Here is an 11,230-nt window from a genome sequence, read left to right as displayed (position 1 = left end):
ATCAATCACAAAAGTCAAATAGCAATCAATGGTGCCAGATTTTTAGTCTTTCCTATTCAGACTTTTGCGTCACAGCGCAAGTTCCGGAGCGCTAGGCCAACTACTACTCTTGCCCTATCAATCGGGTTATTTACAAAAAAAATGCAGCCTCAAAGACCATCTGTTGATCCAGATTATAGTCAAGACACAAAACTAAAAATAATTGATGAAAGTGATGTTTTGTCTATAGTTCAAGAGGATATTGAATTACCTAAGTTTGCAAAGTGAATTAATTTTTGAATCTTGCCTGGTTTTTAATGAAAAAATACATATTCTTGCAATTTTTTGGCTCGTAGCTCGTAAGGTCACCCCTAATAAACTTCTTTCAAGTTTACTAGGGGTGACACACATCCACTCCCATTCAGGAGAGTGCTACGCTTGGAGTAATTGGCTTTGGCGATCTAATTACTTATTATGACTAATTCTTACGAATGAGCGCTAAAAATTCTGCACGACTAGTGGCATTATTGCGCATATCACCCAACATCACTGAAGTACTCATGACCGAGTTTTGTTTTTCAACACCTCTCATCATCATGCATAAATGTTTTGCTTCAATAACCACTGCAACACCGCGCGCGCCGGTAATTGACTCAATACAATTGGCAATTTCAGTGGTCAATCGCTCTTGAATTTGTAATCGGCGTGCAAAATAATCAACAATGCGCGCAATTTTTGATAAGCCTACCACTTTGCCATTAGGAATATAGCCTACATGGCATTTACCTAAAAAGGGCAGTAAATGATGTTCACACATAGAGTACATTTCGATGTCTCTAACAATCACCATTTCGCTCATTTCTGAAGCAAATAAGGCATCATTAATAATATCATTAAGATTTTCATGATAACCTTTCGTTAGATAACGCATTGCATTTGCTGCACGTTCAGGTGTATCTGCCAAGCCTTCACGAGTTACGTCTTCGCCAAGTTCAGTTAATAGTTTCTTATAAAGTTCTTGCATTATATAGTTCCTAACCTGGCGGCCAACTCATTTGTCGGCCACCCAGTAAATGTAAATGAATATGAAATACCGTCTGACCGCCATGAGGATTAACATTAAATACCAATCGGTAACCTGTATCACTAAATCCTTCAGTTTGCGCAATATTCTTTGCTTTTAAAATCATTTTTCCCAACAGGGCATGATCCTCATCACACGCTTCATTAAGTGTAGCAATATGCTTCTTTGGTATGATCAATATGTGCGTAGGCGCTTGCGGGTTGAGATCACGAAATGCCATCATTTCGTGATCTTCAAACACTTTTGCTGCAGGAATTGTACCTGTAGCGATTTTGCAAAATAAGCAATCCATAAGCACTCCTAGTCTTTGGGCTAAATCGCATATTATACATTCCTAGAGCATATTACGACAGCTTCTCTTTGCCTTTTGATACAAATTTTCGCATAATAGCCGCTTTTATTAGATGAGATGTTTGCATCCAAGAAAGAGATGCAAAATGATATCAATTTAGATAATAGGGGAAATATATGAGCTTAATGAAGATTAAAACAGGACATGATGTCCCAAATGAAATTAATGTAATTATTGAAATCCCCATGCATAGTGAACCCGTTAAATATGAGGTTGATAAAGAATCGGGGGCTTTATTTGTTGATCGCTTTTTAACTACACCGATGTTTTATCCAGCAAACTATGGTTATATTCCAAATACTCTATCAGAAGATGGTGATCCAGTAGACGTATTGGTGATTACTCCGGTTCCTTTGATTAATGGTTCTGTGATTCCTTGTCGTATAGTGGGTATGTTAAAGATGACGGATGAGTCTGGAATCGATGCCAAGCTTTTAGCAGTGCCAACCAATAAATTAACGAAAATTTATGAATCAATTAAATCATATGAAGATTTACCACAACATTTATTAAACTCTGTAGAACATTTCTTTACCCACTATAAAGATTTAGAGCCAGGTAAATGGGTTAAAATTGAAGGCTGGGTTGGTGTTGAGACAGCACTGCAAGAAATTACGTCCAGTGTTGCACGTTATAACGCGCATAAATAAACTATTTTTTAATGCTGTAGATGGTTTGTTTACAGCATTTAACTTCATGAAAACTCGCTTTCTTAAGTACCCTATGGTAATGTACATTTTGGTGCCAAAAGTATAAGGAAACTCGTGGATCTCCATCTTTCTACGCTATTTATCATACTGATCTTTTTAATTATTTTTGCTGCTTTTTTTGCGGGTACTGAAATAGGTATGATGTCTATTAACCGCTATAAATTAAAGTATCTAGTAAAAAAAAATGATAAGCAAGCAATACGTGTGAATCAGATCCTATCACGCCCCGATTTGCTTTTAAGTGTTATATTAATTGGCAATACCTTAGCGAATATTGTGGCTTCAACCATTGCTACTTTAATTGGACAACGCTTGTATGGTGATATGGGTGTAGCTATTGCTACTGTCTTATTAATGTTGATCATTTTAGTATTTGCAGAAATGATCCCTAAAACATTTGCAGCTATTTACTCGCAACAAGTTGCTTTTGCAACGTCATTACCATTAAAGATTTTACAAAAGATTTTTGCTCCGTTAGTGTGGGCCTGTACGTTGATTTCTAATGGAATACTACGCCTATTTCGTATTTCTTTAGATCGTATTCAAAAAGAAGCACTCACTGGTGAAGAGTTACGCTCTGTGGTGCATGAAGCAGGTGGCTTATTGCCTGTTGAACATAAAAGTATGTTAATTAGTCTATTAGACTTAGAAACGGCGACTGTTGAAGACATCATGATTCCTAAAGCAGAGATTGTTGGTATTGATTTAGAGCAACCATGGATACAATTACTAGAACAATTAGAAACGGCGCAACATACTCGGTTGCCACTTTATCGGGGTACTGTAGATGAGTTAGTGGGAATGATCCATGTGCGTGATGTATTAAATCTTGCTTTAGAAAATAAGCTTGATCTGAATAGTTTATTAGGAGCTGCGGATATTCCTTATTATATTCCTGAAGGTACACCCTTAAACATCCAGATTCTTAATTTTCGTAAAATGAAAAAGCGTAGCTCTTTTGTTGTAGACGAATATGGTAATATTCTTGGTTTAGCAACCATGGAGGATATTCTTGAGGAAATTGTTGGTGAATTTACTACGGATATTGCGGCATTGAGTCGAGACATTATGCCACAAAATGATGATTCGGTAATTATTGATGGTAGTGCGACCTTACGTCATTTAAACCGCCTCATGGGCTGGCAATTGCCTTTAATTGGGCCAAAAACATTAAGCGGTTTAATTGTTGAGTATCTTGGCTATATTCCACCACCAGACTCATGTTTAACCATTGATAATTATCATATTGAAGTATTAAAAGTTAGTGATAATACGGTACGAAGCGTCAAGGTATTTAAAGTAAATAAGAAGCGTAAATAACAAGTGTGAGTATGTGATACTGTGATGGGCTTTTATTGGTTCTCATTTTCCTTAACTATGATTACTTTTGCTGTAAATAAATAACCACTATTGCGGATTGTTTTTATCAATAAAGGTTTTTTCGCATCAATCTCTATTTTTTGCCGTAGACGGCTTATTTGTACATCAATTCGCCGATCAAAGGGATTCAAGTCACTATTTTTCGTGATATGTAATAAAAGCTCTCTATCTAAAACCCTTTGTGGCTGTTGGATAAAAGTGAGAAGTAAATCATATTCTCCAGCACTTAAAGGTAACTCTTGATTATTCTCGTTATTAAATATTCTTCGAGCAGCTGGATAAAGCCGCCAGTTATTAAATACATAGGCCTCTTTTTCTTCTGAATGCTGCTGACGTACACGCAAAACACGGCGATTAATTGCGTTAAGGCGCGCGTGTAATTCCCGAGGATAGATTGGCTTGATGATAAAATCATCCGCTCCAGCCTCAAGAACTTTAATGCATATTTCTTCATCAGGATAATCGCTGATTACAAGTAAAGGAACCTGATAAGTAGTATAAAACTGATAAATTGCTTGTAAGTCATCTTTCAATAAAGACCAATGGACTAAAATAGCAATAGGTATTCCAAACTCTGTTTTAAGAGGAAATAATTTTTGCTGTTCAATAATAGCAGTATTAAATTGCACAAAATAATTTTTTATATCCTCACATACGGAAGTCTCATCAATAAATAATAAATAGTTGGGATCCGACATGAGTTTATTCCTGCAATAACGGTATAACAGACAGAATGTTGATTTTGGCAAGATTATTGTCGACTTGCAATTATTTTCGGTACTATTATTATAGAAATAGTACTTAGGCAGAGCATCGGTCGCTTGAGGAGGATAGGATAACTGAAACTATATTCTTGACCGCTTATTTCCACAACCTGTTCCCCTGAAAAGTTAATTTCCTTGCGCATGCGCTCGGGGATTTTGCATTATTATATCGAATTAATGCAGCAACAGCTCTACAGTGCATCGAGTGCTACACTTTTTTGACAAATTCTGATTTAAGCTTCATTGGACCAATTCCTTCAATTTTGCAATCAATGTTATGATCTTCTCCAGGTAACAACCTAATATTTCTAACTTTTGTTCCTACTTTTACTACTTGAGAGGAGCCTTTAACTTTTAAATCCTTAATTACGGTAATGGTATCGCCATTTTTAAGTATATTCCCATACGAATCTTTAACTGCTTCGGTAGCATTATTATCCGTATTGCGTTCATCATCTTGAGTAGTCCACTCATAGGTACATTCAGGACAAATAAAAAGTGCATTCTCTTTGTAAGTGTATTGTGAATTACATTTTGGGCAATCTGGTAGATCATTCATATAGCTCATCCTAATTTTCTGATATAAATATAGTTATAAATTTAAATCCTGAATTATTTTTGCAAGGCATTTAAATTCTTATCAATTAAATTCTGTTATCATCTTAGCTGATATTTTTTCAAAATGCTAAGGTTCAACAATGTGGTTCAAAATACAGGACCAACAAATTACGTTACAGATTATAGTGAAACCCAATGCGAAGAAAACCGCTATTATAAAAATCACTGATCACGAAGTGCATTTTGCTGTGCATGCTAAGCCTCACAAAGGAGAAGCCAATAAGGAGTTAATTCTGTTCTTATCCAAAGTATTTGAAATACCTAAGAGCACCATCGTTCTAAAAGCAGGCACATGCAGTAAATATAAACAAGTTATTATGCCTTTAACAACAACGACGCAAAAAATTCTTAATGACATTTCCGCTCACGGTACAGGCAAAAACAGCTCCTTACCATAGAAGTGTTGCATTTGTTGATACATTTTTTTTACTGGTGCTGATTTAGCAAAATCGCTATGCAGATTATCGCTCCATCGATCAGTATGGAGGTTTTGGATTACCGGAATATAAGTTTTTTTATCAGGATAAAGAGCCAATATCCAATCACCACTAATGATCCCATAGATTTTTTGCTCGCTGATGGCTTTCATCATAGCCGGTTTAATTTCAAGCTCTCCATTTAAGGGATTAACATTATAATAGAGCTCACCAATTGCAATAGATTTTTGCTTTGATAAAAGCTGATTGGGAAACATGCCACTTTCAATGTAAAAAATTCGTTGCGGTAATTGTACTAACGGGGCAACCATTGCATGTAATAAAGAAATTCCATCCATTTTTTGTGGAATGGTCATGTGTAGAAATTCCAGAATCGTTGGTGCCAGATCAATTAACGCCACACGCACATCTATGGTTTGTGGTTTATTGACCATTTGTCCATTTTTATAAATACGAAAGGCGAGTACGCTGTGGTATTGCTTTGGGCTTAATATATCTGAGCCATGGCCAGCACTTTTATTTAACTCGGTTGCTGTTTTATGTTTTAAGTATTCTGCGAAACGACTTGGTGGTTTTCCTTGATAATTTTCATAATTAGTGAGCCGTGAATTAGGATAATATAGTACTTCTCCATGATCACTTAATAATATAAGCAATGTATTCTCAAAATAATGATTCTGTTCAAGATAAGTAAAAAATGAAGCAAATTGTTGATCTACCTGACGCAGTGATTGTTGGTAAAGACTATTACGTCGTTCAATGCTAAATTCATTATTTAATTGTGTGGCTGAAGACTCGGCCCATGCATAAGGCCAGTGAGGAAGGGTAAAATGTACTGCTAAAAATATGGGAAATTGGCGCACTTCAGCATTAAGAGCATTTTCCAGTTTACGATTAAATGTTTGTGGATAATAAGAAAAATAACTGGCTCGGTTACTGTAATTAAAGGGAAATAACCAGCTACTAAAGCGAAAGTTAATTAATAAATTGCTTAAGGGAAAATCATTGAATGTCCCAAGTAATACATCATTAACACCAAGTTTAGGGCCAATCACGTATTTAAAACCAAATTCATGGCCAATGCTATTGAAGCGACGATCATCGGATGTAAAGATTGTAGTGTAGCCTTGATTTGCTAAGGTCCAGGCAATGCTGTTTTGGCTTTTAACTATATCTTTTGCTACCAAGTTTTCAGCAGCACCATGATGTTCTGCATACAAGCCAGTGAGTATGCTTGTCCATGCGGGATATGTTCTTGCGAGAGGGCTAACAGCATTGGTAAATTGGCTACTATTTTTGATGAGTTGGGACAAGAAAGGCATATTTTCCCTGGTAACGCTTTCAACGCTTAGGGAGTCAATTCCTAAAAGGATAATATTAGGTTTCGTACTTGCAAGTGGGATATTTGTTTTATTTTGGAAGTTACTGAATATGAAATAAAGAAGAAAGGGAGATAGGGCCAATAATATGTAGATACTTTGTCGATACAATAAGCTATTGAGGATTAAAAGCAATAAAGAAAACCCAGAAATGCAGAGTATAATCAACATAACTAATTGTGGTATTGGTGGCGATAATAGCTTGCTAAATATACTTAAAGGGAAAAAATAAGCATTCGCGCTTAGTAGGAAACAAACACATAATAACCAAATGATTATTTGCCAATGATCGGCAGAGAAACGATGCCTTTGACGTTGTAAGACTCTTATCAAAAGAAAAGTTTGTAATATCGCTAAAAGTAAGTATAGAGCAAGATGAATGCCCATGGTCATGAGTATTTGTAACCATGCAATTTGGGGTAAAACAATCGAGCTGACAAAGCTGCTATTTTTTGAATACAACAATGCTACTTGTAAACCGAAGAAACACCAGTTAAACAGAAGAAAGTATACAAAATAGGAATAGATGTTTTGGATTTTTTTCATGTTGAATTAGTCGTTGGGCTGTTAAGATGCCAGTTATAAATATAACTATCAATGGTATTGACATGCTTTAGCTGGCTTTGTAGAGGCTCTTTAGCAAACTGTAATAGATGAGTAATTATGTCTGGTTTTGTCCCACCAAAATCTTCTTCATACCAATCATAGATTTTGGAGATGATAAGCCTTCCTTCAATAACATTGACTCCACGAAGTGAATTGATATATGCAAATGCTGCATTATTTAATTGCTCTTCGATGAGATGCCCTTGATAAGCGTTTTTACTTAAATTAGGGGCACCAATGCTGGCATTATTCAACGTGTAGAGAGTCCTAGGCTCATTCCAAATAGGGCGAATGATGCGATTATTAATATCGTCTAACGTGAGCGCGGTATTTTTAATAGTAATTAAATTGGCACCCCAGGGACCGACTCTAAAAATTCCTGGGGAAATGTTAATTTCTTGAATAGACGATACAGGGTAATAATTAGCAACTGTTTGCACTGTCAGAGCGTTATACACATTAATCCAATAAGCCAATTGCTCTGCGCGATTGTAATTATCAATATTAATTTGTGACATGTTTTTTAGATAATCTTTGAGAAGATTTAAGTCAATAGGCGTCATGTGCGCATAATCAACAAGATTAATCTTTTCATTATTTGTAACCATGCGACGATTTAAAAAGTCTTGCCATAGCTGATGCGAGATAATTTCTTTTGATAAGGGGTTATTTACTGCCCATTGCGACCATAGATTTTTATAAATAGTTGCATGTGTTAATCCTGATAAGGATAGCGTTACTAATATAATGTAGGTAATACGGCATATCGTTTTAAACATTAATTATGGCTCTATTTCGAAGAGCATTTCCAATGGTATTGCCATCCAAAAATTCTAGTTCTCCACCAGAGGGTATTCCATGTGCCAACTGTGTGATGTGAATAGACTGTTCACGTAGAAGCTGATGAATGAAATGAATGGTTGTTTGTCCCTCAACACTTGGGCTTAAAGCCAAAATCACCTCTTGAATTCTTTCGGTAATGATAAGGTTTTTAAGTTTAGGTAAACCTATATCATCTGGCCCTAATCCGTCAAGAGGAGATATTTTACCCATAAGGACAAAATATTTGCCTTGAAATGAATTGCTCTGTTCAATTGCTGATACATCAGCAGGACTTTCCACAACGCAGAGCAAAGAAGAGTCCCTATTGGGATTCTGACATAGAGAGCAAATACTTTGTTCTGTGTAATTCATGCAACGCTGGCAGTGTTGTATCTGTGTCATTGCTTGCTCCAAGCAAGCAGCAAGATGCAATCCCCGTTGCCTTTGATGTTGGAGCAGATGGAATACCATACGCTGTGCTGATTTTGGCCCTACGCTTGGAAGACAGCGAAGTGCTTCGACCAAGCGGTTTAACATATCCATTATGAAGATTATTCCTTCTTATCACCCAATAAATCAGTTGGGATATTCAAGCCAGCAGTTAATTGACTGATTTTTTCTTTGGAGGCTTTCTCAATTTTACGTACGGCATCATTGATTGCAGCAGCCACTAAGTCTTCAACCATTTCTATATCTTCTTCCATTAAAGTGGGTTTAATTTTAACTTTAGTTGCATCATGACGGCCATTCATGCTTATGGTTACCATACCTCCGCCAGCTTCACCAGTGACAATTAATTTACTTAGTTGTTCTTGCGCTTCTTGCATACGTTGCTGCATTTTTTGTGCTTCTTTCATTAAGTTACCAAGATTTTGATTCATATCCATTATTAAAGCCTCTTTGTTTATGTTTTTAATAAACTTAACTTGTACATTTAGAAGTTAAGGGAAAATTGTTTGTTTATTATATTATAAGTCATCTTTGAGCGGGACAATAGAATTTTTAACCAATTCTGCTGAAAAATCCTTCTGAAGTTGTTGAAACATCAGGTCATCGTACAACGCTGTTTCTGCACACTGCTGTTTTTGTTGTACTGCCGCCTCTTTTTGCTGGGCGGGGGAAGATTGAACGGATTGATCGCTATTTAGTGTAATTTTAATGGGTGTCTGATAATAATTCTTGAGAGCAGTTTCAATTCGCATTATTACCGTTGGTGTAAAGAGTGATTGATGCCCTTTATCAACACGCAGTATTACATCGTGGCCATCATGCGCAATCAATTCTGTATTTTCGATGGCGTTTAATGCAAGACCAGTTAGTTTTAGTTTTGAAATAATATGTGCCCAATTCGGCAATTCATTTCTTAGTGCAATCCTATTTGAAGGTATTGATGCTGGCTCAACAATAGCTATTTCTGGCGTCTGCAATTGCTCACTGAATTGTAATGGTTCAGGAGGGTTTTCAGGTATTTCCATAACCAGTGGTTCGGTAATATGCTGTGCTGTTATTTCCTGTACTGTCGGTGTGCTTGAGGGGGGCACTTGCCTTATTGTCTGCACTTGTCTTAATTGTTCTATGGGTGCAGGTCTAAAAGCGAGCATGCGCAACATCGTCATGTTAAAACCAATGGCTAAAGTCGGGGCTAAATGAATTTCTTCACGACCTTTTAATGCAATTTGATAAAATAATTGAACATCCTCAATAGACAATTGTGGGGATAATGTTTTTATTTCAGTGGATGGGCTAATCAGTGCATTATGATCACCAATACATTGATATACTGCAATTTGATGAAGATAATTGAGTAATTCATCAATAATGTATTGAAAATGCCCACCCTCAAGCGTAATCTTCTGATTAATCGTCAGCAATGAGAGGGAATCCTGAGCAGCAAGGGCTTGCAGGAGTTGAATCGCATAATCTTGTTGGGTATAACCCAAGATTGTTTTGACATCACTTGCTTTTAATTGTTCAGTACAACTTGTGATTGCTTGATCTAGCAAGCTTAAGGCATCGCGCATGCTTCCACGTGCTGCCTGAGCAAGAATATCTATAGCTTGTACTTCAAAGTCTAATTGCTCTTTTTTAAGGATTAATTGCAAATGCTGGCTAATTAGTTCTGTTGCTAAGTGTCGTAGACTAAATTGTAAGCACCGGGATAAAACAGTCACGGGAAGTTTCTGTGGATCCGTAGTGGCTAAAATGAATTTCACATGTTCAGGTGGCTCTTCCAGTGTTTTGAGTAAAGCATTAAAACTATGCTGAGATAGCATATGGACTTCATCAATAAGATAAATCTTAAAGCGGCCTGTTGCTGGAGCATACTGCACATTATCAAGTAGCTCGCGGGTATCTTCAACGCGAGTTTTTGAGGCACCATCAATTTCGATTAAATCAATAAAGCGTCCTTGCTCAATAGAGGTACAGATACTGCATTGTAGACAGGGTTGTGAGCTGATTCCCTGTTCACAATTAAGCGATTTTGCTAAAATACGGGCCACACTGGTCTTTCCCACGCCGCGGGTACCAGTAAAAAGGTAGGCATGATGTAAACGTTGCTGATCCAACGCATTAATTAATGCCTTATTGATGTGCTCTTGGCCAACCAGTTGGGAAAATGTGCGTGGTCGCCATTTACGGGCAAGTGCCAGATAGCTCATACATGTTTCACAAGTTGGGTGGCAGCTCTAAGAGCCACACCTCGGCGCTCGAATCAACTGCTACCGCTGCTCCCTTCCGGGCCTGACGGGGTTCACAGTCTATCGCCGCGAGGGAACCAATAGAGCCGCCATAATTGAAGCTTGAAGATTAACAAAAAAGTTGAGAGATAGCCAGTATTCTGCAAAAAATAATCATGTCTTCGTGAAAATAATTAGGAGGTAAGTAAGTGACACACCATGAGGTCACTTAGAAAATACTGAGTGCTATTGTTCTATGAAGTTATAATGTACAAATTACTACTCATTAATATATATAGGACAAAGAATGTATCTTGATCATTCACGCATTATTTTTAAAAAAAAGCGAAAAAAATGTTTGACATGGGAAGAGAAATCCGTAGAATACGCAGCACGCCTTAAGGGCGAGTTCATTAAGAAG

13 protein-coding genes and 1 other RNA gene are annotated in these 11,230 nt (G+C 36.9%); 4 read left to right on the top strand and 10 right to left on the bottom strand.

Features of this window, described 5'->3' with window-relative positions; translation table 11 throughout:
- On the top strand, window positions 1-267 hold a 267-nt coding region (locus QM652_RS12430; RefSeq protein WP_415076281.1), incomplete at its 5' end, for a hypothetical protein.
- Between the two features lie 190 nt (window positions 268-457).
- Here QM652_RS12430 and folE read toward each other — a convergent pair.
- A complete protein-coding gene (gene folE / locus QM652_RS12425; RefSeq protein WP_415076279.1) occupies window positions 458-1,003 on the bottom strand; it encodes a GTP cyclohydrolase I FolE in 546 nt (181 codons plus the stop codon).
- 10 nt (window positions 1,004-1,013) lie between these two features.
- A complete protein-coding gene (locus QM652_RS12420) occupies window positions 1,014-1,355 on the bottom strand; it encodes a histidine triad nucleotide-binding protein (protein WP_415076277.1) in 342 nt (113 codons plus the stop codon).
- A gap of 176 nt (window positions 1,356-1,531) precedes the next feature.
- Here QM652_RS12420 and ppa point away from each other — a divergent pair, with 176 nt between their 5' ends.
- Both ppa and QM652_RS12410 read left to right on the top strand, forming a co-directional pair.
- On the top strand, window positions 1,532-2,065 hold the full coding sequence (ppa, locus tag QM652_RS12415; RefSeq protein WP_415076275.1) for an inorganic diphosphatase: 534 nt from the start codon (window positions 1,532-1,534) through the stop codon (window positions 2,063-2,065).
- Window positions 2,066-2,179: 114 nt separating this feature from the next.
- A complete protein-coding gene (locus QM652_RS12410; RefSeq protein ID WP_415076273.1) occupies window positions 2,180-3,445 on the top strand; it encodes an HlyC/CorC family transporter in 1,266 nt (421 codons plus the stop codon).
- Between the two features lie 32 nt (window positions 3,446-3,477).
- On the opposite strand, the gene QM652_RS12405 is transcribed toward QM652_RS12410, so the two are convergent.
- Both QM652_RS12405 and QM652_RS12400 read right to left on the bottom strand, forming a co-directional pair.
- Entirely contained in the window at window positions 3,478-4,203 is a 726-nt protein-coding gene (locus tag QM652_RS12405) for a winged helix-turn-helix domain-containing protein (RefSeq protein WP_415076271.1), read from the bottom strand.
- A gap of 274 nt (window positions 4,204-4,477) precedes the next feature.
- The gene (locus QM652_RS12400; protein WP_415076269.1) at window positions 4,478-4,828 is read right to left on the bottom strand and encodes a zinc ribbon domain-containing protein YjdM; all 351 of its coding nucleotides are present in this window, start codon (window positions 4,826-4,828) and stop codon (window positions 4,478-4,480) included.
- A gap of 139 nt (window positions 4,829-4,967) precedes the next feature.
- On the opposite strand from QM652_RS12400, the gene QM652_RS12395 reads away from it, so the two are divergent.
- Complete coding sequence (locus QM652_RS12395; RefSeq protein WP_415076267.1) at window positions 4,968-5,285, top strand: DUF167 domain-containing protein; 318 nt, start codon at window positions 4,968-4,970, stop codon at window positions 5,283-5,285.
- Here QM652_RS12395 and QM652_RS12390 read toward each other — a convergent pair.
- The 6 genes from QM652_RS12390 to ffs all read right to left on the bottom strand — a co-directional run bounded on the left by QM652_RS12390 (window position 5,252) and on the right by ffs (window position 10,913).
- Window positions 5,252-7,249, bottom strand: a complete 1,998-nt coding sequence (locus QM652_RS12390) for a sulfatase-like hydrolase/transferase (protein WP_415076265.1) — start codon at window positions 7,247-7,249, stop codon at window positions 5,252-5,254. The genes QM652_RS12395 and QM652_RS12390 overlap by 34 nt on opposite strands.
- Window positions 7,246-8,088 (bottom strand): DUF547 domain-containing protein, encoded by an 843-nt coding sequence (locus tag QM652_RS12385; RefSeq protein WP_415076263.1) that lies wholly within the window; start codon window positions 8,086-8,088, stop codon window positions 7,246-7,248. Before QM652_RS12385 ends, QM652_RS12390 begins: the two co-directional genes overlap by 4 nt.
- Window positions 8,081-8,674 (bottom strand): recombination mediator RecR, encoded by a 594-nt coding sequence (recR, locus tag QM652_RS12380; RefSeq protein ID WP_415076261.1) that lies wholly within the window; start codon window positions 8,672-8,674, stop codon window positions 8,081-8,083. The genes QM652_RS12385 and recR overlap by 8 nt, the downstream gene beginning before the upstream one ends.
- Window positions 8,675-8,682: 8 nt before the next feature.
- Window positions 8,683-9,018, bottom strand: a complete 336-nt coding sequence (locus tag QM652_RS12375) for a YbaB/EbfC family nucleoid-associated protein (RefSeq protein WP_415076259.1) — start codon at window positions 9,016-9,018, stop codon at window positions 8,683-8,685.
- A gap of 81 nt (window positions 9,019-9,099) precedes the next feature.
- The gene (gene dnaX, locus QM652_RS12370) at window positions 9,100-10,791 is read right to left on the bottom strand and encodes a DNA polymerase III subunit gamma/tau (RefSeq protein ID WP_415076257.1); all 1,692 of its coding nucleotides are present in this window, start codon (window positions 10,789-10,791) and stop codon (window positions 9,100-9,102) included.
- Window positions 10,792-10,816: 25 nt separating this feature from the next.
- Window positions 10,817-10,913, bottom strand: an RNA gene (ffs, locus tag QM652_RS12365) — signal recognition particle sRNA small type.
- Window positions 10,914-11,230: the final 317 nt, after the last annotated feature.

Source organism: Legionella sp. (assembly GCF_047605385.1).
Taxonomy (GTDB): domain Bacteria; phylum Pseudomonadota; class Gammaproteobacteria; order Legionellales; family Legionellaceae; genus Legionella.
The sequence above is the reverse complement of the archived record's forward strand: the minus strand, read 5'-3'. Positions and strand labels throughout refer to the sequence as shown.